The organism is Candidatus Pelagibacter sp. Uisw_106 (assembly GCF_047724975.1).
Classification (GTDB): domain Bacteria; phylum Pseudomonadota; class Alphaproteobacteria; order Pelagibacterales; family Pelagibacteraceae; genus Pelagibacter.
In genome coordinates this window covers 48,171-72,669 of the sequence record NZ_CP159819.1, presented here as the reverse complement: position 1 = coordinate 72,669, position 24,499 = coordinate 48,171, and the positions used below count along the sequence as shown (strand labels likewise).

27 protein-coding genes and 1 tRNA gene are annotated in these 24,499 nt (G+C 28.3%); 17 read left to right on the top strand and 11 right to left on the bottom strand.

Annotation, left to right across the window (positions count from 1 at the left end; all coding sequences use genetic code 11):
- Positions 1-26: 26 nt before the first annotated feature.
- Genes rnpA through ABXT45_RS00300 form a run of 10 tightly spaced genes read left to right on the top strand, consistent with a single transcriptional unit; the run spans position 27 to position 7,402 of the window.
- Positions 27-293 (top strand): ribonuclease P protein component, encoded by a 267-nt coding sequence (rnpA, locus tag ABXT45_RS00345; protein ID WP_415314452.1) that lies wholly within the window; start codon positions 27-29, stop codon positions 291-293.
- Positions 293-544 (top strand): membrane protein insertion efficiency factor YidD, encoded by a 252-nt coding sequence (gene yidD / locus ABXT45_RS00340; protein ID WP_415313655.1) that lies wholly within the window; start codon positions 293-295, stop codon positions 542-544. The genes rnpA and yidD overlap by 1 nt, the downstream gene beginning before the upstream one ends.
- Positions 544-2,220: a membrane protein insertase YidC gene (yidC, locus tag ABXT45_RS00335; protein ID WP_415313654.1), complete on the top strand. Its 1,677-nt coding sequence runs from the start codon at positions 544-546 to the stop codon at positions 2,218-2,220. The genes yidD and yidC overlap by 1 nt, the downstream gene beginning before the upstream one ends.
- The gene (argB, locus tag ABXT45_RS00330; RefSeq protein ID WP_415313652.1) at positions 2,221-3,087 is read left to right on the top strand and encodes an acetylglutamate kinase; all 867 of its coding nucleotides are present in this window, start codon (positions 2,221-2,223) and stop codon (positions 3,085-3,087) included.
- The gene (locus ABXT45_RS00325) at positions 3,084-3,755 is read left to right on the top strand and encodes a pyrimidine 5'-nucleotidase (RefSeq protein WP_271482839.1); all 672 of its coding nucleotides are present in this window, start codon (positions 3,084-3,086) and stop codon (positions 3,753-3,755) included. Before argB ends, ABXT45_RS00325 begins: the two co-directional genes overlap by 4 nt.
- Positions 3,756-3,784: 29 nt before the next feature.
- Positions 3,785-4,612, top strand: coding sequence for a 2,3,4,5-tetrahydropyridine-2,6-dicarboxylate N-succinyltransferase (gene dapD / locus ABXT45_RS00320; protein WP_415313651.1), 828 nt, complete (start codon positions 3,785-3,787; stop codon positions 4,610-4,612).
- On the top strand, positions 4,613-5,767 hold the full coding sequence (gene dapE, locus ABXT45_RS00315) for a succinyl-diaminopimelate desuccinylase (RefSeq protein WP_415313649.1): 1,155 nt from the start codon (positions 4,613-4,615) through the stop codon (positions 5,765-5,767).
- Positions 5,767-5,961, top strand: coding sequence for a hypothetical protein (locus ABXT45_RS00310; RefSeq protein ID WP_415313647.1), 195 nt, complete (start codon positions 5,767-5,769; stop codon positions 5,959-5,961). The genes dapE and ABXT45_RS00310 overlap by 1 nt, the downstream gene beginning before the upstream one ends.
- Positions 5,962-6,891 (top strand): histone deacetylase family protein, encoded by a 930-nt coding sequence (locus ABXT45_RS00305; RefSeq protein ID WP_415313645.1) that lies wholly within the window; start codon positions 5,962-5,964, stop codon positions 6,889-6,891.
- A gap of 31 nt (positions 6,892-6,922) precedes the next feature.
- Complete coding sequence (locus tag ABXT45_RS00300) at positions 6,923-7,402, top strand: SET domain-containing protein (protein WP_415313644.1); 480 nt, start codon at positions 6,923-6,925, stop codon at positions 7,400-7,402.
- Here ABXT45_RS00300 and truA read toward each other — a convergent pair.
- The 4 genes from truA to ABXT45_RS00280 are packed head-to-tail and all read right to left on the bottom strand — an operon-like array spanning position 7,392 to position 11,363.
- Complete coding sequence (gene truA, locus ABXT45_RS00295; protein WP_415313642.1) at positions 7,392-8,132, bottom strand: tRNA pseudouridine(38-40) synthase TruA; 741 nt, start codon at positions 8,130-8,132, stop codon at positions 7,392-7,394. The two genes, ABXT45_RS00300 and truA, sit on opposite strands and share 11 nt — an antisense overlap.
- Positions 8,125-9,057: a methionyl-tRNA formyltransferase gene (gene fmt, locus ABXT45_RS00290; protein WP_415313640.1), complete on the bottom strand. Its 933-nt coding sequence runs from the start codon at positions 9,055-9,057 to the stop codon at positions 8,125-8,127. Before fmt ends, truA begins: the two co-directional genes overlap by 8 nt.
- Positions 9,058-9,576 carry a peptide deformylase gene (def, locus tag ABXT45_RS00285; RefSeq protein WP_415313638.1) on the bottom strand — a complete coding sequence of 173 codons (519 nt, stop codon included), beginning with the start codon at positions 9,574-9,576 and terminating at the stop codon, positions 9,058-9,060.
- 26 nt (positions 9,577-9,602) lie between these two features.
- Complete coding sequence (locus tag ABXT45_RS00280; RefSeq protein WP_415313637.1) at positions 9,603-11,363, bottom strand: hypothetical protein; 1,761 nt, start codon at positions 11,361-11,363, stop codon at positions 9,603-9,605.
- A gap of 209 nt (positions 11,364-11,572) precedes the next feature.
- Here ABXT45_RS00280 and ABXT45_RS00275 point away from each other — a divergent pair, with 209 nt between their 5' ends.
- Both ABXT45_RS00275 and aroB read left to right on the top strand, forming a co-directional pair.
- Positions 11,573-12,085, top strand: coding sequence for a shikimate kinase (locus tag ABXT45_RS00275; RefSeq protein ID WP_415313635.1), 513 nt, complete (start codon positions 11,573-11,575; stop codon positions 12,083-12,085).
- Entirely contained in the window at positions 12,072-13,178 is a 1,107-nt protein-coding gene (gene aroB, locus ABXT45_RS00270; protein ID WP_415313634.1) for a 3-dehydroquinate synthase, read from the top strand. The genes ABXT45_RS00275 and aroB overlap by 14 nt, the downstream gene beginning before the upstream one ends.
- Here the strand turns inward: aroB and ABXT45_RS00265 are convergent.
- A complete protein-coding gene (locus tag ABXT45_RS00265; RefSeq protein ID WP_415313632.1) occupies positions 13,167-13,427 on the bottom strand; it encodes a BolA/IbaG family iron-sulfur metabolism protein in 261 nt (86 codons plus the stop codon). The two genes, aroB and ABXT45_RS00265, sit on opposite strands and share 12 nt — an antisense overlap.
- 25 nt (positions 13,428-13,452) lie before the next feature.
- On the opposite strand from ABXT45_RS00265, the gene ABXT45_RS00260 reads away from it, so the two are divergent.
- The 3 genes from ABXT45_RS00260 to ABXT45_RS00250 are packed head-to-tail and all read left to right on the top strand — an operon-like array spanning position 13,453 to position 16,753.
- Positions 13,453-13,980 (top strand): J domain-containing protein, encoded by a 528-nt coding sequence (locus ABXT45_RS00260; RefSeq protein WP_415278352.1) that lies wholly within the window; start codon positions 13,453-13,455, stop codon positions 13,978-13,980.
- Complete coding sequence (gene cobS / locus ABXT45_RS00255) at positions 13,970-14,944, top strand: cobaltochelatase subunit CobS (RefSeq protein WP_415313631.1); 975 nt, start codon at positions 13,970-13,972, stop codon at positions 14,942-14,944. Before ABXT45_RS00260 ends, cobS begins: the two co-directional genes overlap by 11 nt.
- A complete protein-coding gene (locus tag ABXT45_RS00250; protein ID WP_415313630.1) occupies positions 14,945-16,753 on the top strand; it encodes a cobaltochelatase CobT-related protein in 1,809 nt (602 codons plus the stop codon).
- On the opposite strand, the gene ABXT45_RS00245 is transcribed toward ABXT45_RS00250, so the two are convergent.
- The 3 genes from ABXT45_RS00245 to ABXT45_RS00235 form a co-directional block, all read right to left on the bottom strand.
- On the bottom strand, positions 16,750-18,030 hold the full coding sequence (locus tag ABXT45_RS00245; RefSeq protein WP_415313628.1) for an ActS/PrrB/RegB family redox-sensitive histidine kinase: 1,281 nt from the start codon (positions 18,028-18,030) through the stop codon (positions 16,750-16,752). The two genes, ABXT45_RS00250 and ABXT45_RS00245, sit on opposite strands and share 4 nt — an antisense overlap.
- A gap of 2 nt (positions 18,031-18,032) precedes the next feature.
- Positions 18,033-20,090: a DNA gyrase subunit B gene (locus tag ABXT45_RS00240; protein ID WP_415313626.1), complete on the bottom strand. Its 2,058-nt coding sequence runs from the start codon at positions 20,088-20,090 to the stop codon at positions 18,033-18,035.
- A gap of 119 nt (positions 20,091-20,209) precedes the next feature.
- Positions 20,210-20,299 (bottom strand) — tRNA-Ser (locus ABXT45_RS00235).
- A 46-nt stretch (positions 20,300-20,345) separates the two neighbouring features.
- Here ABXT45_RS00235 and ABXT45_RS00230 point away from each other — a divergent pair.
- Positions 20,346-21,347 (top strand): NAD-dependent epimerase/dehydratase family protein, encoded by a 1,002-nt coding sequence (locus ABXT45_RS00230; protein WP_415313625.1) that lies wholly within the window; start codon positions 20,346-20,348, stop codon positions 21,345-21,347.
- A 2-nt stretch (positions 21,348-21,349) separates the two neighbouring features.
- Here the strand turns inward: ABXT45_RS00230 and ABXT45_RS00225 are convergent, their stop codons facing one another.
- Together ABXT45_RS00225 and ABXT45_RS00220 are read right to left on the bottom strand one after the other, a co-directional pair.
- On the bottom strand, positions 21,350-22,186 hold the full coding sequence (locus ABXT45_RS00225; RefSeq protein ID WP_415313624.1) for a glycosyltransferase family 2 protein: 837 nt from the start codon (positions 22,184-22,186) through the stop codon (positions 21,350-21,352).
- A 1-nt stretch (position 22,187) separates the two neighbouring features.
- A complete protein-coding gene (locus tag ABXT45_RS00220; protein WP_415313622.1) occupies positions 22,188-22,868 on the bottom strand; it encodes a class I SAM-dependent methyltransferase in 681 nt (226 codons plus the stop codon).
- Positions 22,869-22,936: 68 nt separating this feature from the next.
- Here ABXT45_RS00220 and ABXT45_RS00215 point away from each other — a divergent pair, with 68 nt between their 5' ends.
- Positions 22,937-23,683, top strand: a complete 747-nt coding sequence (locus tag ABXT45_RS00215) for an FkbM family methyltransferase (protein ID WP_415313621.1) — start codon at positions 22,937-22,939, stop codon at positions 23,681-23,683.
- Here ABXT45_RS00215 and ABXT45_RS00210 read toward each other — a convergent pair.
- Positions 23,680-24,495, bottom strand: a complete 816-nt coding sequence (locus tag ABXT45_RS00210; RefSeq protein ID WP_415313619.1) for a hypothetical protein — start codon at positions 24,493-24,495, stop codon at positions 23,680-23,682. The genes ABXT45_RS00215 and ABXT45_RS00210 overlap by 4 nt on opposite strands.
- Positions 24,496-24,499: the final 4 nt, after the last annotated feature.

Genomic DNA, 24,499 nt, shown 5'->3' with positions numbered 1-24,499 from the left:
CTTAAGAAGAAAAAAATCTCAAACAAATATATCACTCTTTTTTTGGCCCTCTTGCAGATAAAGATGATAAAAAACTAAATATTAGCTTTGTAGCTAAAAAAAAACTAATCCGTGGTGCCGTAAAGAGAAATAAAATTAAAAGAAGATTAAGAAATATAATGAACGAAGCTGTAAAAAAATTGTCAATAAACTTTAATTATTCTTACCTTGTGATTGCGAAAATGACTATGCTAAACAATGAATATGCGATAATAAAAGATACTTTATTCCAAGACATAGAAAAGATTAAGTAATGAATATTATATCAAACATTTTAATTGGCCTGATCAAATTTTATAAAATGGTTATTAGCCCCTACTTAACTCCTTCGTGTAGATATCTTCCAACTTGCTCAGAATATACAATTGAATGTTTAAGAACATATGGGCTCATTAAAGGGATCTCAAGAAGCACTAAAAGAATATTTTCATGTCATCCTATTAAGATGTTGGGTGGCGGTGAAGGATTTGATCCTGTAAACAAAGAATTAAAGGCTAAAAAATAATGGATACTAGAAACGTAATTGCAGCAATATCCTTATCAGCAGCTGTTATTATTTTATACTCTCTTTTCTTTCAACCTGATCCTGTAACTATTAAAAAAAATCTAGCTGAACAAAATAAAATTGAAAATAATAAAGACACTCCTAGCTTGGATAAAAATGAAAACTTTGCAAAACTTTCAAGAACAGATGCTTTAAAAGAAAATGAAAGAATTCAATTTGAAAATGGAAGTGTTGTTGGATCAATTTCTTTAAAAGGTGCAGCAATAGACGATTTAACTTTCAAAGAATATAATGTTGAACTTAATAGAAGTGATAAAATAACCTTATTAAACCCAAGAAATGTTGAAGATGGTTATTTAATTGAAAGTGGTTTTGTAAGTACTAATAAAAATATAGATATACCTGATGCTTCTACGGTCTGGGAAGTTTCCGGAAATAAAAAATTAACCAATAATAATCCGGTGAAACTAACGTGGAGTAATACTCAAGGTATTACATTTGAGAAACATATAAGTTTAGATGATCAATTTTTGTTTACTGTAAAAGAAAAAATAATTAACAGATCAGATAAATCTTATAATTTTTACTCATACGGACAAATAATTAGAAATAAATTACCAGAAATATCTGGCTTTTATATTTTGCATGAAGGGTTTTTATCTGTACTTGATGATCAATTAATTGAAGAAGATTACGACGATATTCAGGAAAAGAAGTTTACTCAAATTGCACAAGAAGGATTTGTTGCTATTTCAGATAAGTTTTGGGTTACATCAGTTATACCACCTAAGGGTAAAGAGTTTAAAACAACTTTTGACTATAAAAATAAATTCAGAGCGAACTACATATCAACTAAAGGTATTGAGGTTAAAGCAAACACTTCAGTTGAAGAAAAAATTCAGATTATAGTTGCTGCTAAAAGAGTAAATGTCATTGATGGTTATGCTGAAAATTTAAATATCAATAAATTTGATCTAGCGATTGATTGGGGCTTTATGTACTTCATCACAAAACCTTTATTCTTTGTATTGGATTACTTCTTTAAATTACTTGGTAATTACGGTCTAGCAATTATTGCTGTCACTATTTGTATCAGATTGGCTTTCTTTCCTCTTGCCAACTTTAGTTTTAAGTCCATGGGAAAAATGAAGTTATTAGCGCCTGAAATGGCTCGTCTGAAAGAATTGCATAAAGATGACAAAATGAAATTGCAACAAGCGATGATGGCTCTTTATAAAAAAGAAAAAGTTAATCCTATGAGTGGTTGTCTACCTATCCTGGTTCAAATTCCGGTTTTCTTTGCGCTATATAAAGTATTATTTGTAACCATTGAAATGAGACACATGCCATTTTATGGATGGATACATGACTTAAGTGATAGAGATCCAACATCTTTATTTAATGTCTTTGGTTTGCTTCCATGGGATCCACCTTCTTTCTTATTAATAGGTGCATGGCCGATCATTATGGGTATCACGATGTTCATACAACAAAAACTTAACCCTACTCCACCAGATCCTATACAAGCTAAAATATTCATGTTCTTTCCAGTATTTTTAACTGTAATTCTTGCACCATTTCCTGCAGGTCTTGTTATCTACTGGAGCTTCAACAACATCTTCACAATGATTCAGCAATATATTGTTCAAAGAAAAATGACTATCAAAACAACATAAATGTCATCGTTAAAAGAAGAAGAATTAATAAACATCCTACCTAAAGACGGCCCAACAGTTGAAGAAGTAAAAAAGTACTTAGAAAAATATAATGATGAATTTATTATCATTAAATGTGGTGGCAGTGTTTTAGTTGATCCAAAATTATTTAAAATTTTTATTGAAGATGTGGTCGTTTTAAACAAGCTTGGTTTTAATCCTATAATTGTTCATGGAGGTGGAAAAAGAATTAACAGTAAACTTTCTGAAGTTAATATTAAAAGTAATTTTATTAATGGACTAAGAGTTACTGACAAAGATACCATCGACATAGTTGAGAATGTATTAATCGAATTTAATAAAGAGATTGTTGAAGCTTTAAATAAGTTGGCTTGCAAAGCAAAAAGAATTACCTCAAAAGAAAATAATATAATTACTGTTATACAAGAAAACAAAGACCTTGGATTTGTGGGAACCCCTACTGAAATTAATAAAGCACTCTTAACTAAAACAATAAAGGCAAACGAAGTCCCTGTCGTTGCACCCTTAGGTTCAGATAAAAATAATCAGACTTTTAATATAAATGCTGATACTGCTGCAGGTTCGATCGCAATTGAGCTAAAAGCTAGAAGATTGATGATTATTAGTGATGTTGAGGGCGTATTAGACAGTCAAAAAAAACTAATCCCTGAAATTAATTCTAAAAAAGCTAATGAATTAATTGATCAAGAAGTAATTTCTGGTGGAATGATACCTAAAATTAAGAATTGTCTAGATGTTGCAAGTAATGGGGTTAAGGCAGTTGTAATAATTGATGGAAGAAAAAATCACTCACTACTTTTTGAACTATTATCTGATAAAGGTTCGGGAACTTTAATTAGAGAATGAAAAATTTAATTGATACTAAATACTGGCTATTCGACTTAGATAACACTTTGTATTCTGGACAAACTAAGGTTTTTTCTGAAGTTGATAAAAAGATGTCTTCTTTTATTTCAAAGAAGTTTAATGTCGATTTAATTAAAGCAAGAGAAATTCAAAAAGAATACTTCTATGAATATGGAACGACATTATCTGGATTAATGAATCACGACAAAATTGATCCACATGAATTTTTAGAATTTGTTCATGATATTGATATCAGCTGGCTTCCTAAAGATGAGTTGTTACGAGAAGAATTAATTAAAATTAAAGAAAAGAAATATATTTTTACCAATGGTTCTCATGCACATGTTGAAAACGTAACTAAACAACTAGGTATAGATGGTTTGTTTGATGGAGCGTTTGATATTGTTGATGCTAATTTTATTCCAAAACCAAAAATTGAACCTTATAAAAAGATAGTAGAAAAATTTGATCTTGATCCAACAAAATCAATATTAATTGAAGATATCGCTCATAATTTAGAGCAAGCTAAAAACTTAGGAATGAAAACTTGCTGGCTTGAGAATGATGAAGTATTTGCAAAAAAAGATGCAGATAAACCATATATTGATTATAAGATTAAGAACTTGCCTTCTTTTCTTCAAGAAATTAATATATTAAAAGCACAATAAAACTAACCTACTAACGATAAAATAAAACTATGAAAGAATTTGAAAACATTATCAATACAGCTTGGGACAATAAAGACTCCATCAACGGTCAATCTGATAAGTCTATATTAGATGCCATCAACCAAACGATTGAACTGGTTGATAAAGGTGAACTAAGAGTTGCTGAAAAAAATGGTAATGAGTGGGTAGTTAATCAGTGGGTTAAAAAAGCAATAATGTTAAGTTTTAGAACTCATGATATGGATTCATTGAGTGGCCCATATAGCAGTTGGTATGACAAGTCTCATTTACTAAAAGGTAAAACAGCAGATTGGACTAAGGAAGATCATATAAAAGCTGGTTTTAGAATAGTTCCAAATTCTCCAGTTAGAAAAGGATCTTTTATTGGAAAGAACGCAGTGCTAATGCCTTGCTTTGTAAATATTGGAGCTTATGTGGATGAAGGAACTATGGTGGATACTTGGGCTTCTGTAGGATCTTGTGCACAAATAGGAAAGAACTGTCACATATCAGGTGGTGCTGGAATTGGAGGTGTATTAGAGCCAATGCAAGCTAACCCTACTATCATCGAAGATAACTGTTTTATTGGAGCTCGTTCAGAAATAGTTGAAGGAGTAATTGTTGGAGAAGGATCTGTATTATCTATGGGTGTATTTATTGGTCAATCTACAAAAATTGTTTATCGAGAAACTGGTGAAGTAATCTATGGAAAAATTCCACCCTACTCAGTAATAGTTCCAGGCAGCCTTCCAAGTAAAGACGGTAAAGGTCCTGCTTTATATTGTGCGGTAATTATTAAACAAGTTGATGAAAAAACTAGATCTAAAACTTCTATTAACGACTTATTAAGAGACTAAATGCCAACTTATAATGAAATCACATTAGCTAAAGAGCTAATAAGGTTTCCAAGCATTACACCAATTGATGCTGGGGTAATGAAATTCTTAGCTAAAAGATTAACTGTTATTGGATTTAAATGTAAGATTTTAGAGTTTAAAGATAAAAACTCTAAACCAGTTAAAAACCTATATGCAAGATTGGGTAATACTCAACCAAACTTTATGTTTGCTGGTCATTTGGATGTGGTTCCTCCAGGAAATATAAAAGATTGGACAATTAAACCTTTTAGTCCAGCTATTAAAAAAAATCATCTTATCGGTAGAGGTGCTAATGACATGAAAAGTGCAATTGCAAGCTGGGTTGTTGCTGTAAATAACTTTGTATCAAATAATAAGAAAATTAATGGATCGATTAGTTTATTAATTACTGGCGATGAAGAAGGTGTAGCAATTAATGGTACTAAAAAAGTAGTTGATTACTTAAAAAAGAAAAAAGAAAAAATAGATTTTTGCTTAGTTGGTGAGCCAACAAACCCCGATAAACTTGGTGAAATGATTAAAATTGGTAGAAGAGGAAGTATCAATGCTGAATTAACTATAATTGGAACTCAAGGGCATGTTGCATATCCTCATCGTGCTAAAAACCCATCGACTTCATTGATCAAAATACTAAATGAAATAAAAGAAATAAAATTTGATAAAGGAACAAAAGACTTTCAACCAACAAATTTAGAAGTAACTAAAATTAATATCTATAATACAGCTGATAATGTTATTCCAGGACTTGCAAAAGCCACCTTTAACATAAGATTTAACAATAAACACTCATCTTCTAGCTTAAAGAAAAGATTAAATAAAATTTTCAAAAAAATTACTAAAAAAGATAAATCTGATTTTAAAGTAGAATATCGTGTATCAGGCGAAGCTTTTTTAACCAAGCCTAATAAAACAACTTATATGATTCAAGATGTAATAAAAAAAATTACAAAAATTAAACCTCAATTGTCTACAACAGGTGGAACTTCAGATGCAAGATTTATTAGAAAAATTGCTCCATGTTTAGAATTTGGTCTAGTAGGTAAAACAATGCACAAAGTAGACGAGGCAGTATCTATTTCAGACTTAAAAAAGTTAACAAAGATATACTCTGAAATTCTTAAAAATTACTTTTAATGATTTGCATTAAAGCAGATATCCCTAAAGAACTGAATGATATTGATGATGAATTAAAAGCTATTTATCACTCTAAAGATACAGTTTGTTTTTTTGTTTTTAAGAATAAAGAACAGCGTGATGAGTTTGTAGAAAGAACTAAAGGAATGCTAAAAGTAGATCGAGAAACTATTTATCAAGAATATCTATCTTAAATGAAAACTGGTTTAATAACCTCAGATACTTATCAAAATCATAATACAGGTGACGGTCATCCAGAGAAAATTGATAGGGTTACAGTAGTTATAGATAATTTCAAAAAATTGGATAATAAAGATTTAGTTTGGAAAAAACCGTCAAAATTTGACCGATCACTTTTAGAAATAACTCACAATTCTGATTATATAAATTTTGTAGAAAAATCTTTTCCTAAAAAGGGATTGTCTTTTTTAGATGGAGATACAATTGTCTCCCCAGGAAGTAAGGATGCCACATCAGATGCTGTGGGTTCCATCATTACAGCTATAGATGGTGTTCAAAATAAAAATTTTAGCAATGCATTTTGTGCCGTTAGACCTCCTGGACATCATGCAGAGAAAAATAAAGCTATGGGTTTTTGCATCTATAACAATGTGGCTGTTGGAGCTAATTATCTTATAAATAAGTACAAACTTAAAAAAGTAGCAATTATTGATTTTGATGTTCATCATGGAAATGGTACTCAAGATATTTTTTATGATAATGAAAAAGTTCTATATATTTCTACTCATCAATACCCTTATTACCCAGGCTCAGGCACTAATGATGAAAAAGGAAAATATAACAATATATTAAATATTCCTTTGCCAGCAGGAACAACCTCCGTAGAATATTTAAATGCCTATGAATTTGTACTTAAGAAAATTAAAGAATTTAAACCTGAATTTATCTTACTTTCTGCTGGGTTTGATGCTCATAAAGACGATCCATTGGCACAACTTCAATTAGAGTCAAAAGATTTTTATAGTATTACCAAAAGAACACTCGAACTATCAAAACAATATTGTGATGGAAAAGTAGTGTCAATTTTAGAAGGTGGATACGATCTATTAGCACTTCAAGAAAGCACTGAGATGCATGTAAAAGCTTTACTAGAATTTAATTGATAATTTCTCAATACGCATTAAAGAACTCCCAATGAAACTTTATAAAATTCAAAAATCTGACATCGACAAAAAAGGACGTGGCCTTTATGCTGCAAAAGATATTGAAGAAGGTACTAGAATTGTTGATTATGTTGGTAAAGTTATCACCAAGAAACAAACTGAAGCGACTGAAAGGTTTGATAACGCAAAACCTATCTACTTATTTAACTTAAATAAGAAATATGACATGGATGGAGACGTGTCATGGAACCCTGCACGTTTAATAAATCACTCTTGCTCTAATAACTGTGATTATAACGGGACAGGTTTAAAATTATGGGTGATTGCTATAAAAGATATTAAAAAAGGTGAAGAGATAACAGCCGATTATGGCTTTGGCTACGATGAAGATTATAAACAATTCAAATGCAAGTGTAGGTCAAAAAATTGTTGCGGCTATATTGTTCGAGCAGAGTCTAGATGGAGAATTAATAAAAAATTTAGTATTGGTCGACAAAAAGCTAGTAAATAACTTTTTCTAAAAATAATCCCTCAGCAGGCGCTGGTGGTGCACAAAGAATTCTTTTTTTTGATTTAACAATAAATTCAAATTTTTTTAAATTCCATTTATTTTCAGCCAGGTATTTTAAACTACCTACCATTGATCGTACTTGTTGTTGTAAAAATGATTGTGATTTAAACTGTATTTCAATTTTTCCAACATTTGATTTAATCAAAACAGATTTCATAGTTTTAATTGGACTTTTTGCATTACAACTTGATGCCCTAAAAGTAGAAAAATCTTTAGTACCTAAAAGTTTTTTTGCCCCTTTTTTCATTAACTTAATATCTAATTTTTTGATTATGTGCCAACCTCTTTCTTTCTCTAGAGAGGGCTTACTTAATCTATTAAAAATTATATATTTATAAATTCTTTCTTTAGCAGAATGTCTTGCATGAAATTTTAGGCTTCTTTTTTTAATTGCTAAAATAGAAATACCTTTATCATTTATAAAATGATTAATTGATTTTAACAACTTATTTAAATTTTGAATTTCTTTTTTGCAGTCAAAATGGGCTGACTGCTCTATTGCATGGACACCAGTGTCTGTTCTTCCAGATCCTATCAAGACCACTTTTTCTTTTAAAAGTTTTGATAATTTAGTTTGTATTTCTTTTTGAATTGATTTTCCTTTAGATTGTATTTGCCAACCAACAAAACTAGTTCCTATATATTCTATTAAAACTTGATATCTAAACATTCGTTAATCTTGACCCTTTAGTTATTTGAGAACCAAGAACAAATTCATTAATATTTTGAGACTTTTTTCCTTGTCTTTGAATTTCAATAACTTTTATAGATTTTTGATCTCCACAGCTAATTTCCAAATCACTAGCCATTACTTCACCTACCTCACCACTTTTAGTGCCTAGTTCTGCTTTTAAAATTTTGTATCTTTCGTCTTTAAAAATAAAAAAGGCCCCAGGGCTTGGATATAATCCATTTATTTTTCCAATAATACTTTCTGCATTATCATTCCACTGAATTTCACCCTCCGACTTTTCAATTTTAGAGGCATAGGTTGCGTTTGAGTCGTCTTGTTCTTTAAATATTAATTTATCTTCAAATATATTGTCTACATTTTCTATGATTTTTTCTGAAGCTAAAATTGAGAGTTTATTTGATATAATTTCTGCATTATCACTATCTTTAATTGCTACTCTATAGTTATTGCAGACTGGACCAGTATCAAGTTTTTCTCCTATTTTCATAATACTAATTCCTGTTTCTTTATCTAAGTTCATAATAGATCTTTGAATAGGTGCTGCACCTCTCCACTTCGGTAGGAGGGAAGCGTGAACATTTATAAAACCTTTTTTGGCTAGATTTAAAAATTCTTTGGGTATTATTTGACCATAGGCCACGACAATTACCAAATCTAGATCTAGTTGTTTTAAATATTCATATTCTTCTTTATTTTCTTTTAAAGTTCCTGGTGTTCTGCAATTTATATTCCAGTCTTCAGCTGCAGTTTGTATTAGTGACTTATTTATTTTTTGACCTCTTTGTGATTTTTTTGGTGGCTGCGTGTATACAGCAGGAATTATATAATTTTTTTCATATAAAGATTTAAAAATTGGTACAGCAAATAATGGTGTACCCATGAAGACAATTTTTTTTGTCATTTAAACGATTATTCTATTCAACTTAATTTTAGAAAGTTTTTTAATTATCATAGATTTTTTTAGTTTAGATAAATAATCTATAAATAAAACTCCTTCTAAGTGATCCATTTCATGCTGAATACAAGTTGCCAATAATCCAGCTGCTTTCAATAATTGTTTTTTTCCATTATAATCTAAATATTCAACTTCACATTCATTTGGTCTTTCTATTTCAGCAAATTGATCTGGAACAGACAAGCAGCCCTCTTCATATTTTGATGTTTCATTATTTTTATTTTTAATCACCGGATTAACAAAATATCTTGGTTCCTTTTTGTCTTCATCTCTACTTATATCCATCACTATAATTCTTTTTGGTACACCTATTTGAATTGCGGCAAGACCTATTCCGGGTGCTGCATACATAGTATCCAGCATATCATCCATAAGTCTTCTTTCTTCATCACCAACATTTTCAACTGGTTTAGAAATTTTTCTTAATAGTTTGTTTGGTTCTGTTAAAATTAGTTTAACTGACATAATGACTAATTATTTTAGTATAAATTTTAAACTTTTAAAGGAAGAACTTTAAAAAGTATTCTATTTCTTAATGGATCTGCATTTAACTGATTAAGTGTGCTTATAATAAAGTATAACGTATCCTCATCAATATTATTTAAGTTGTCCTGCCCTATAACCTCAACAATTCTAAGCAATGCAGCAGCCATATCACCACTGTTAACAAATATTTGAATATCAGATGGTATTTCTGAATCGTTTATTTGGTATAAATCATCATACTTCTCCAAAATCTTGATACCATCAGACTTGAAAGTCTCAACTAAAATTATATCTTTTTTTGAAAAAAAATATTTTTTATTTTTTTTAATCTTTTTTAAGAAATCATTTATATCTTTTGTAGGATCTTTTTTAGATTTTTCTAATTTTAAATAATTTATTAATTTTGATTGATGTAAAATTTTATTATTTATTTTAATATTTGCTTGTTCTATTTCCTCAACATCTAAATTATTTTGATAAAATGTTGTAAAGTTTGAAGGGACCTTATCTTCTTTTATATTTCTTAAAAAAGTTTTTAATTCTATGTTAAATGCATTCTCAATATTGTCATTCTTGAAAGAATTTTTGAGAGCATTCATTAACTGTAACTTATTCTCGATTTCAGTAGTAATCAAAATTCCTTGATAAATTAGAGCTCTTGTCTCTACTGCTGAAAGTACTTTCGTTGATTCTTTGATATTTAATAGTTGGTTAATATTAAATTGAAATCTCTTATAGAGTTCAAATAATTCTTTCTCTGTATAATTCTCGTCATGTGTTGCTTTTTCAATACTGTTAATTTTCTCTATATCAGTAAGCTCAATATCACTTATATTATCTAATAGATTTGAAGTTGATAAATATTTCCATATTTTTTTGGATGTAGTATTTTTTGGTTCAAATTTAAATTCTGGATTTGTTCTGTGAGATAAATGAAAATCTAAAATTGTTTTTTCTGAAACTTCTATTGCTGGTTCTGTGTTATACCCCATCAAATAATCAATTTTTTTATTAAAAAATTTATCAGCAATACCTAATTCTAGTTGAAGATCGATGAGTAATTGAGCTTCATCTCTTTTATTATTATTAATTAAACAATAAATATTAAATTTAGATAAATATAAGTCTTGTATTGGTTCTTTAATTTCAGAAAAAATCTCACAAGCTTTTTTAACATCTGATTGAGACAGATAATGATCTACTAAATGTTTAGTGAGTTTTGGGTGTTCATTAATAATCTGATTATTTAATAAATATTTTTCAATTAAGTCAAAATTTGAATTCTTAATAAGCCACTTTGATTTTATTTCTAAAAACTGTTCTTTTGAAATATTCATTTCTGGATAATGTGCATTTGTTAATAATAAAATATCCAAAATCTCTACTGCATCTCTTGAAAGTTCCAATTTATCTATTCTTTTAAAGATATTTAAAATTTGATCCCCATTAGAATTAGACCACATATTAATATCTAAACCATTTTCTGCAGGATCATAAATTCCGACTAGCTTTATTTCTTTTGAAATTAAAGTTTGTGTTTCCTCTATGCTTAATTCCTCCTCTTTTTGGGACTGCATTTTATAAATACTATTCTGTGGAATATTTTTTTCCACTTCATCTTCGATTAACGTTGTGTTTTCTTTGGGTTTTTTTTCACCTACTTCCCAGATGTCTACAGGTTCTTGTGAGTTGGTTACAAAACCAAAAAATAAAGAAAATAATATAACTAAAAAATAGTTCTTACTTAACAATTTTAAGTTTTTCATTAGGAATGATTTTTTCAATATCTTTATTTGGAGATGGAAATTCAATTTTTCCAAGTAGTACTGTGGCTCCAATAAAAATAATTAGCACCAATGCTATTTTGATTAATAGACTTTTACTACTCCGACTGCTTGTATTTTTTGAAAATTGCATATATTCTTTAATAATTTCAAATTAAGACATATTTGTGTTTTTTCAATAAAGAAAGCTTATGAATTCAAATAAAAACCTCGTTTTTTTAGGTATGATGGGGTCAGGTAAATCCTCTATTGGAGCAATGGTTTCAAAAAAATTAAATATTCCATTCATTGATATAGATAATCTAATTGAAGAACACACCGGTATGACTGTCTCAGAAATATTTGAAGAAAATGGCGAGAACTACTTTAGAAATTTAGAAGAAATAATAACAATTAAATCTTTAAAACATAAAAAAGTTGTTGTTTCCTTGGGTGGGGGTGGTTTTGTTAATGACAAGATAAGAAAAGATGTTTTAACAAATCATTTTTCTTTTTGGCTTAATTGGGATGATTTAGTTTTAATTAAAAGAATCAAAGGTAGTAAAAAAAGACCCTTAGCCTCAAAATCAACTGAGCAAGAAATTAAGACCATTATCAACAAGAGAAAAAAAATATATTCAAAAGCTAATTTTAAAATAAACTGTAATAAATTAACAAAAAGTGAAATAGTTAAAACAATAATAAAAACATATGAGTTTAATTAAATTAAAAGTTAATACTAACAGTCTGAAATATTCAATTATTATTGGAAATAATATCTTAAAAAAAATAAATAAATTTTTGAAAGAAAGTTCTATTGATTTTAATCAATGTCTTCTTGTAATTGACAAGAATGTCCCCAAAAATTTAGTAAAAGATACTTTAAAATCTTTACCAAAAAGATCTGTTTCAATTCATTATTTTAATGCAAATGAAAAAAATAAGAATCAAAAAAGTGTCAATGAAATCACATCAATTCTTTTAAAAAAAAACTTTAATAGAAATGACTGTTTAATTTCTGTTGGTGGAGGTATTACTGGTGATGTATCTGGCTTTGCAGCAAGTACATATAAGCGAGGCCTAAGATTTGTTAATATTCCAACAACACTTCTTTCACAGGTTGACTCATCTATCGGAGGCAAAACAGGAGTAAACACTAAATACGGTAAAAACTTAATTGGCTCATTTTATCAACCCAGTCTTGTTATATCAGATATTAATTTTTTAAACTCTTTGCCAAAAAGAGAAGTTATGTGTGGATATGGTGAAATTTTAAAACACTCCCTTATTAATGATATAAAGTTCTTTTATTTTTTAAATAAAAACGGAAAAAAAATTTTAGAATTAAAAAGTCCTTTTATACAAAAAGCTATAGAACAAAGCTGCTTGATTAAAAAAAAAGTAGTTGAGGCTGATGAAAAGGAATTGGGTATAAGAAAAATATTAAATTTCGGACATACCTTTGCACATGCTTTTGAGGCAACGCTAGGTTATTCAGCAAGACTAAATCATGGCGAGGCAGTTATCCTTGGTGTTAAAACTGCTGCAAAATTTAGCTTATTAAATAAAATTTTGAATAAAAAAGAATTTGAGCTAATTAATGATCATTTAGATAATTTAAATCTTCCAAGAAATATTAATAAGTTTTTTTCAATAAAGAATTTAAATACAATTTTATCTTTTATGAAAAAAGATAAAAAAAATAATACAAAGAAGGTTAATCTAGTTTTGCTCAAAAAAATAGGCTCTCCAGTTTACAAATTACATTTTAATGAGAAAGCTATTAATCTCTTTTTGAAAAAAGAATTAACCAAGTAGTATTTGAATAGAATGTATGTGTTCTTTCAACTCATGATCTAAAATATGGTAGATTTTCTTAGTTGATTCTATTTTATTTAATTTTTTCAGTTCTTCAGATTTAATAATTAGTTTTAAATGGAACATTCCTTCTTGGTTTCCTTTATGATTCTTATGTAAAAAACTTTTATCTTCTATTTGAAAATCTTGCATAACAATTTCTGCTTCAATTTTACTTTTAACAATTTCAATTAATTCGTTTATATTCATAAATATTAATTTATTATTATATAGCATGAAAAATATTTGTGATTGGAATAATTGCTTTGATACTGGTGAATATAAAGCGCCAATTGAGAAAGATAATAGCAAACGCTACAGACTGCTTTGCTTGGCTCATGTTAAAGAATTTAATAAGAATTGGAATTATTTTAAAGGAATGGATGATGAGCAGGTATTTGATTTTTTAAAGTCAGATATGACTTGGCATAAACCTACTCAAAGTTTTAGCTCTTCTGATAACTTTTTTAAGGTTCTATGGAACAATACTTTAAAAGATGAGTTTGATAAAACTAAACTTCGAGGTGAATATAATCACATGAATCAATTCAAATTTGATGCTAATGATATTAAAGCTTTTAGCATTCTAGGTGTTTCAGTTGGTCAAAAATGGGAGCAAATACAGGACAAGTTCAAAACTCTTGTCAAAAAATTTCACCCTGATATTAATTTGGGAAATAAAGAATACGAAGAAAAACTTAAATTAATTACTTTGGCTTATACTCAGCTAAAAAATACTTATAAGGAAAAAATTGACACCTAATTTAAATATACAGCCAGACATTAAAATGTCTTTAAAACAAAGTTTTGGAATTGATTCAGATATGGAAGTTGATGCTTTCTCTAAAAGAAGCGAATACGTTCCTGAAATAGATAAAAATTATAAATTTGATAGAGATACTACTCTTGCTATCATATCGGGCTTTGCTTTTAATAAGCGTGTCTTGGTTCAAGGTTATCACGGTACAGGAAAATCTACTCATATTGAACAAATTGCAGCTAGGTTAAACTGGCCTTGTATTAGAGTTAACTTAGACAGTCATGTAAGTAGGATTGATCTTATCGGAAAAGATGCGATCGTTGTAAAAGATGGTAAACAAATTACAGAGTTTAAAGAAGGTATTTTACCTTGGTCTATTCAAAACCCTGTTGCTCTTGTTTTTGATGAATATGATGCGGGAAGACCAGATGTGATGTTTGTTATTCAAAGGGTGTTAGAGGCTGAAGGAAATTTTACTCTTTTAGACAAAAATAAAGTTATAAAACAAAATAAATTTTTTAGGTTATTTGCAACTTCAAATACGATTGGTTTAGGAGATACAACTGGATTGTATCATGGCACTCAACAAATAAATCAAGGACAAATGGATAGATGGAATATTGTAACATCTCTAAATTATCTTAGTCTCGATAGAGAAATGGAAATCGTTCTTGCAAAGAATAAAAATTTAAATAACCCAAAAGGTAAAGAAAAAGTATCTAACATGATTAAAGTTGCATCCTTAACTAGAAAAGGCTTTATAGCAGGAGATATATCAACAGTAATGAGTCCAAGAACCGTACTTCACTGGGCTGAAAATGCTGAAATTTTCAAAGACACAGGTTATGCTTTTAGAGTTACTTTTTTAAATAAGTGTGACGATATAGAAAAAAATACAATAGCTGAATATTATCAGAGATGTTTTGGGGAAGAGTTGCCAGAGTCGATGGTTAATATTCAGATCTAAATGAGCTCAAAAGAAGATAATTTTAAAGAGCAATTTAAACAAGCTTTAATTTCTACTGCTAAAGTAATTTCTGAAGATTATAAATTAGATGTTAAAAAATTAGATAAAGATTTAAGTAATAAAAAAACTGCTTTTTTCGATGTAACTAATTTATCAAATAAGAGTGATTTTGTTAGACTAAGAGCAGAAACTGACTCAGGCGCCTTAAAGAAAAAATTTTCAAATAAGGAAATATTTAACAAAAACCTGCCTAATAATCCTTCTTGTAAATCTTTATATAATATTGCTGAAAAAATTAGGTATGAACTTCTCGGAGGCAAAATGCTTAAAGGAGTTGGAAAAAATTTAAGTGAAAATTATAGCCAAAAAATACTTTCTAATCGTAAAGAACAGCTTAAAAATAAAGAAGATGTTCCTGTGACTGAAGCTTTTGAGCTATATATGTTGAATAAATTCTTTAAATTAAAGCTCAATGATGTGTCTACAAAAATGTTAAATTTTTGGAAGAAAGAGTTTGACGAATCTATTGATAAACATTTCGATTTTTTGAGTAAAAATTTGGAAGATCAAAATAATTATAGTCTAAAATTTTCAGAAATTTTAGAGAATATGGATGTATTTGTTTCAAATAATGAAGAAAATAATGAGGAAAACGATGAACAAGATAATGAGCAAGACAATAAATCAGAGAACGATAATGACAGTCAGTCTGAAAACAAAGAGGAAGAGAACAAACAAGATGATAGTCAGACTAGCTTAGATGCTGGCTTTGATCTTAGCGATCAGCAGATGGAAGAACAATTAGAAGACTCGGATTCTTTGAAAGAGAGTGCAGAAAATATTTTACAAAAAACAAATATTAACAATATTGATCAAGATTATAAGGTATTCACCACAGAATTTGACGAAATTGCAAAAGCAGAAATATTAGAAGATATGAAAGAAACGCAAAAATTAAGAAAAAATTTAGACCAACAACTTGTTGGGTTTCAAGATTTAATTACTAAGCTTGCTAATAAACTACAAAGACAGCTCCTTGCAAAACAAAATAGAGCATGGGAGTTTGATTTAGAAGAGGGTTTATTAGATAGCTCAAAATTAACTAGAATAATTATGGATCCTTATAATTCTTTATCTTTTATGAAAGAAAAAGATCTTGATTTTAAAGATACAATCGTAACTCTATTAATAGATAATTCTGGGTCTATGAGAGGTCGACCAATAACAATTGCAGCACTGTGCGCAGATATATTATCTAGAACCTTAGAAAGATGTTCTGTAAAAGTCGAGGTTTTGGGCTTTACCACAAAAAATTGGAAAGGTGGTAAAAGCAGAGAAGCTTGGACTAAAAATGATAAGCCAAAAAATCCTGGAAGATTAAATGATTTAAGACATATAATTTATAAAGGTGCAGACACACAGTGGAGACAGGCTAAAAACAATATAGGTTTAATGCTTAAAGAAGGATTGTTGAAAGAAAATATAGATGGAGAAGCTATTTCGTGGGCCTATAATAGAATTAAAAAGAGAAAAGAAGAAAGAAAAATACTCATGGTTATTTCTGATGGTGCTCCAGTTGACGACTCAACTTTATCAGTTAATTCGGGAGATTTTTTGGAAAAACATTTAAAGAAGATGGTTAAATTTATAGAAACTAAGAGTGATGTTGAAATTTTAGCTATCGGTATTGGGCATGATGTTTCTCGATACTATGATAAGGCTATTAAGATAACAGATGTACAAGAACTTGGAGATGTAATGGTTTCTCAATTGAGTGGCTTATTTGAAAATAAAAATAAACTACACTAAAGCTTTAACAAGTCTTCATTCTTCCATTTAATACTGACTTCGGCCCCACCCCTTGTTTTGGAATTTCTGCATAAAATATTTGCATAATTTTTTTCAAGTAGTGTTTTGCCTATAAAAATTCCAAGGCCTAATCCAGATTTTGATTTTATTGAAGACTTAAAAGATTTAATATAAGGCTCTCCGATTTTACTCAAAACATCTTTCTGATATCCTTCTCCATTATCTTCAATAATAACTTCTGTTAAATCAGTATCACTTTTTATATTAATAAAAATTTTATTTGCAGAAAACTTATTTGCATTACCAATAAAATTTCTTAGACCATAAACAATTTCTATTGATTTAGTTATATTTAATGGATTTGAATTTTGATCATAATTAACAATAAATTCTTTCTTGCTTGTTTGTTGGAATGATTTAACTATTTCATCCACATAGTTTGCAATTGTTAAATCACCATCAATAAAATCATCCTCAATAACTGGGTTTAGTGTTAATTTTTTTAAAATCTCACTACATCTCTCTAATTGACTGGATAATAGCTCAATATCCTTTTTAACATCTTCATTATCTTTAAATTGCTCTAGTAAATCGGTAGAAATAATCTTCATTGTTGAAAACGGTGTACCCAATGAATGTGCAGCAGCAGCGGCTTGTCCACCTAACGATAATAACTCATGTTCTTTGGACATAATTTCTTCCATTTTATTTAGTGCCTCTTTCCTTATTCTAGATTCTGATCCAAAGGTTAAGGCAAAATAATTTAAAAAAATTAAAGCAACAATTAATGCTATTGGAATTGAATAATAGTAATAACTGTCTACGTGAAAATGTTCTTTAATTGGATAGGGTAAAGGTTGATTAAAAAAGGTAAGAAAAATAATCACTAAAACTGTGAAGCTGACTAACAATAAATTACTTTTAAAACCTAAGTTAGATGATGAAAATATAGCTGGGATAATCAAAAAAATTGAAAAAGGATTTATAATTCCACCAGTTAAATAAATCAAACAACTCAGTTGTAAAATATCAATAGATAAAAAAAGAAATGCTGTTTTATCTAATAGCTGAGTGTGCTTATTAATATAGATTAAATAAAGATTACTTAGCAATCCAATTAAAATTATTGCATTTTCTAAAATTAGATTAAATCTAAAATCAAAAACAAAATAAATAAGATTAACTGTTATAAGTTGACCAATAATAGCAATCCACTTTAAGTTGATATAAGTCGATTTTTTTAATGAAAAATATTTTGAAGTTTCGAAAAACCTCATTATTAGATATCTAGATTTTGAACATTAATTGCATTTGAAACAATAAAATCTTTTCTTAATGCAACATCATTACCCATTAATGTGTGAATTAAATCTTGATCTTTTTTTATATCTTTTGAGTATTGTACCTGTAATAAATTTCTTGTTTCAGGGTCTAACGTGGTATTCCATAGCTCTTCCGGGTTCATCTCTCCTAATCCCTTGAACCTCTGAATGCTCATTCTAGATTTTTCATCTTCATAAGCCCTAGTAAATTCTTTTGTTCCTTTTTTAATTTTTTGCAATTCTTTGTTATTCTTTAAAATATAATCTTCCAACTCTTTTTCATCTTTTATATAAATACCTTTTGTTCCCTTGTTGATCTTGAATAAAGGTGGCTGCGCAAGATAAACATGTCCATTTTCAATTAGTTTATTAAATGGTTTGTTGTTAAAGAATGTTAGCAACAATGCTCGTATATGAGAACCATCAACATCGGCATCAGTCATAATGATAATTTTTCCATATCTTAAATCTTTCAAATCAATATCTTCAACTTTTGGATCAAGGCCAAGTGCATTAATTAAAGTCACAACCTCATTAGATGACATCATTTTTGCTAAAGATTTTGTTCTATGTTCACTACCATCTCTGTTGCTATTTTTTTTAAGAACAACCTCTTCCACATAAGTATTAAGAATTTTACCTCTAAGTGGTAAAACAGCTTGATTTGACCTATTTCTTCCTTGTTTAGCAGAACCACCGGCAGAATCACCCTCAACGATAAATAATTCTGTTCCTTCTTGTTTGCCTATTTGACAATCTGCTAATTTTCCAGGCAATCCACTTAATTCTAAAGCACCTTTACGTCTAACATTTTCTCTAGCTTTTCTAGCAACATCTCTTGCTAGAGCTGCCTGCATTACTTTAGCTAAAATAATCTTTGATAAAGTTGGGTTTTGATCAAACCATATTGAAAGTTTTTCACTAACAATGCTTTCCACAATCATTCTAACTTCTGATGAAACAAGTTTATCTTTTGTTTGAGAGGAAAATTTAGGATCAGGTATCTTTGCTGAAATTACACATGTAAGACCTTCTTTAATATCGTCTCCTGAAATAGTTAATTTGTTTTTTTTTAATAAATTATGTTCTGTAGCATATTTATTAATCACTCTAGTAAGGGCACTTCTAAACCCTAATAAATGGGTACCACCATCTTTTTGATAAATATTATTTGTATATGGATAGATGTCCTCTCCATAACTTGCATTCCACTTCAAAGAGCATTCAATTTCAATATTATCTTTTTTTCCTTCAATATAAATAGGCTTCTTAAATAAATCATTACCTGTTTTATTTACAAGTTTTTCTCTTTTTTCGTCTAAAAAATCAACAAATTCTAAAACTCCTCCATCAAACTTAAATATAATTATTTTTTCTTTTTTTTGATTTAAATCATTAACTGTTATTTTTATTCCCTTATTCAAAAATGCAAGTTCACGCATTCTTTTAATAATTATATTTGGAGTAAATTTTATTGAAGAGAATATTTCTTTTGATGGTAAAAATGTTATTTGTGTTCCTGTTTCTTTTGATTTTCCTATAACTTTAAGAGGTGCTTTTGAAGCTCCATCTTTAAATTCCATAAAATATGTTTTTCCGTCTCTATCTATTTCTAATTTTAATTTTTCTGATAATGCATTTACAACTGAAACTCCAACACCATGTAAACCACCTGATACTTTGTACGAGTCGTGATCAAATTTTCCTCCAGCATGAAGCTGGGTCATAATAACTTCTGCAGCAGACATTTTTTCACCTTTATGCATATCCACAGGTATTCCTCTACCATCATCTCTAACTGTAATGGTTCCATCAGAGTTTATTTTAACATCTATATTTTTACAATGTCCTGCTAAAGCTTCATCTATTGAGTTATCAACAACCTCATACACCATATGATGCAAGCCTGTTCCATCATCGGTATCACCAATATACATTCCTGGTCTTTTTCTAACAGCTTCAAGGCCTTTTAAAACTTTGATGGAGTCTGCTTGATATGTTGAGTTGTTTTTCATATTTTTGTAATGGAAAATTAAATAATTATAACATTTTTATAAAAAAAAGAGGGAAATTAATTAGATTAATCCACTAAAAATGGGTGAATAAGTCTCTTTTTTAAATGGTTTTTAATTTTTGGCGGAGAGACAGGGATTCGAACCCTGGGTACCTTTAACAGTACACACACTTTCCAAGCGTGCGCTTTAAACCACTCAGCCATCTCTCCCAAAAAAACTATATGATTTGTTAGATTGTCTTTATATAAGATAATAATGAAAATATATATAACTGGTATTGCGGGGTTTTTAGGAAGCCATTTAGCAAAGAGACTTAAAAGCTTAGGACATGATATTGTCGGAAATGATAACATGATATTGGGAGATAAAGAAAATTTACCTCAAGATATTGAAGTGCACAAAACAGATTGCATTGATTATGAAGAAATGATCAAAAATTTAAAAGATGTTGATATTGTATATCATTGCGCAGCAACGGCCCACGAAGGTCTTTCAGTTTTTTCACCAAATTTTATTACAAAAAATATTTATCAAGCAAGTGTATCTGTAATTACTGCAAGTATAGTTAATAAAGTTAAAAGATTTGTTTATTGCTCATCCATGGCGAGATATGGAAACCAAAAAGCTCCCTTTAAAGAAGAGATGCCACCTAAACCTGAAGATCCTTATGGTATTGCTAAAGTTGCTGCTGAAGATACTTTAAAGCTTTTATGTGAGGTTCATGGCATGGAATATAATATTGCTGTTCCACACAATATTGTGGGCCCAAATCAAAAATATGATGATCCTTTTAGAAATGTTATGTCTATTTTTATAAATAGAAACCTGCAAAATAAGCCATGCATTGTTTATGGAGATGGAGAACAAAAAAGATGTTTTTCATATATTGATGATGTAATTTTTTGTTTAGAGAGGCTTGCTCTTGATAATAATATTAACAAAGAAATTATCAATATTGGACCAGACGAAGAAACTGTAACATTGAATGAACTGGCTAAACTAGTTAATAACGAAACAAGATTTAATGGTGAGTCGGTACACGTTAAAGCCAGACCAAAGGAAGTTAAAGAAGCGTCATGCTCATCAGATAAAGCAAGAAAGCTATTAAATTATAAAACAGAAACCTCATTAAAAGAATCGATCAAACTAACAGCTGATTTTATTAGAAAGAGAGGGGTTAAAAGTTTTAATTACAATCTTCCGATTGAAATAAAGAGTGAAATAACACCAGAAACTTGGACTAAAAAGACTATATAATTTTAAAGATAAGGACGATAAAAAGATTTTTTTAACAGATAGGAGTTTAAAAGTCCCAAAACCCTCATTCTAGATATCTCTTTTTCATCTTTTTTATTTAAAAACTTATAATAAATATATTTAAAAATTGAATTAATAAAATTAGGCAAAGTTTTATAAATAGCAAAAAAATAACCATAATGCTTTTTATTAAAGTAGAATTTTGACCACATCCAATGCCAATTTCTAGATTTTTCCATCTCAATATCACTTCTGTCTCCATGAGAAGCACCTCCAAGATGATTAACTGGAGCATTAACTAGAAATATATTTCCTTTATTTTTTTTTACTCTCAAACAGAGGTCAATTTCTTCTAAATAAAGAAAAAAATTTTCATCAAAAAAATTTTCGAATGAACTTTTTTTTAAAAGCATTGCAAAACCCTTAACAGTATCTACATCTATTAGATTATTTTCTTTAAAATCTATTTTTTTTATCTCATTAAAATCGATAGGTGCTGCTATACAAAAATCTTTATTTGTTAAGGTGTTAATAAATTTATCAAACGAGTTTTTTTCAAATTTTGCGTCTGGGTTTAAAATAAAAATATAGTCAGTATCGGACATATAAATCCCAAAATTATTGGCTTTGCCATATCCATAATTGTTAGGCATTATTTTATAATTTAAATTTTGATATTTTTTTTTAATCTCTAGCATTAAATTTTCATCGTTAGAGTTTTCAATAATAATCTTTTTACACTCGGGGTTAAGACTATCTAGACAGTCAAAAATTGTACTTCTACTTTTAAAGGTAGTTATGACAAAAGTAATGTTTTTTTTTGTCAATACATTTTTCATATTAAATTTTATTTATGAATTTCATAATATTTTCATATTTAATAACATTCATATATGCTTGATAGTTATAAAAGTAATCTGAGAATTTCAATTTTTTAAAATCTTTAATATTAATATTTAATAATGCAGAGTTTGCTCTTTTGATAATTATTCCCACCCCCATATCCATCAGGCAAACACAAGTATCTACATCTTGGTTTGTTCTTGTCTCAACAATTGCTTTCCAAACATCTCCTGTCCATATATGCTGAGACCTTGGAACGGCCTGTTCAAATAAACTTCTTGGTAAACAATCATGAAGAAATATGATTCCACCTTCTTCTAAATATTTCAGTGCATTATGGATATCTTTTTTAACCTGATCATATTCATGTAGCCCATCAATAAATATACAATCAAAATAGCTTTTATTATCTGCAAAAAAATCATCACTAGTTTTTCTGACATTTCCACCATTAACAGGATCGACTCCAATTTTTTTTTCTATTAAAATCTTATTGTAGTTAGCATCATCATCACACCCTATTTCAAGATAACTTTTATATTTTTTGGAATCTATAATATCTTGTATTAATTGACTTCTATTAGGATATTTACCCCAATCAAAATGATGTTTTTGATAAAATTTTTCATAAAATATATAATTAAAAATTTTATTGATTCTTAATTTTAATTTGTTCATTTTTAACTAATTGTAATATTAGATTATTTTAGATTAAATTCTTTCAATATATTATACTACAATTTTATATGAATAATAAAATATTTAAAAAATTTTGTGGGATACTTGGATATAGAATAATAGACAAAAACCTCTTTAAAAATAAAAGACTTATTTCAACGTATTCAGTCCAAAATATAAAAAATTTTTTATCAAAATTATTTATTGAAAATAAAATTAATAATATTGTGCAAATTGGTGCAAATGATGGTGTGATATTTGATGATTTAAATGAATTTATTAATAAATATGAAATACAAAGTTTACTAGTGGAACCTATAAAGGATAATTTTGATAAGTTGAAAGAAAAATATATTAATTCAAATTTTGTGACTTTGGAAAACTCAGCTATTTTTAATTCAACAAAAGATTTATTTTTATATAAAGTAGAAAAAAAATATTTACACTATTACGATATACATATACCAGGCATTACTTCGTTGGATAAAAATCACTTATTAAACCACGGTGTTAAATTAAAGCATATTGTTAAGGAATCTGTTAACACAATTACTATTATTGGGTTATTAAACAAATATAATATTAAAAATTTAGATTTACTTTACATAGACGCTGAGGGGTATGATGGCAACATAGTCTTAGATTTTTTATCACATTCCATACTTAAACCAATTATTATATTTGAATATATCCATGTTCAAAATGAAGTTTTAAACAAAGTGATTTTAAAAATTAATAATGATTATAAAATTTTTTCTTTAAATGAAAATCTTGTTTGTATCCCAAAAATTAAAAATATATCTATTTCTTATTAAGTAGCAATCCATTCTTTTAATTTATCTTTCTTTCTTAAAATTTCTTGAGGAAACGTATCATCTAATTTTTTAACTTCGTAAATATCATCTCTACCTATTATATCTTCTCCATTAAGCATTCTTTCTTTTATTTTATCAATTTGTAAATTTTCTATACTAATTTTTTGATTAAATGCATATTGATCATTAGTCTCGCACACATTGCTATATTTGTATAAAAGCTCTTTTGCATTTTTTAAATTACAAAAATGCCAACCACCCATCTCTAAAATATTATTTAGTCTAAATTTATCTATTCTCCATTTTGGTCTTTTTTTAAATTTTAAATTTCTTAACCACTGTGGAGATTTTAAATATTTTTTAATACAGATTCTACTACCATGCCAATAAGGATTATTTTTAGATTGTAAATTTAGTTTATAATAATAGAGACTTTGTTTAAATGTGGCATATCTCATCTCTTCTTTAAAATTTTTTATTGTTTCAGGATTTGGAATCTCATCTAAATCTGAAATAATAATCCAATCTTCTTTTTTTGCATTTAATAAACCTCTTTCTATACAATTCCTTTGAAAGTTCTCTCTAAGCCAAGGATTGGTCCCTCCTGGCATGTCTTCTACGGGTATATAAATTATCTTATCCTTAAATCTTTTAAAATTATTAATATCAAATCTAAGTTTTTTTGAATTATTTTGCCAAGTTTTATTTCCTTCAACAATAACAAAATAGTCTACAGATTTATCTAGAATGCTTAATCTAAGTTCTAACAGTAAATCTTCATCCCAATAAGAAAAACAATCATAAACTTTCATTATT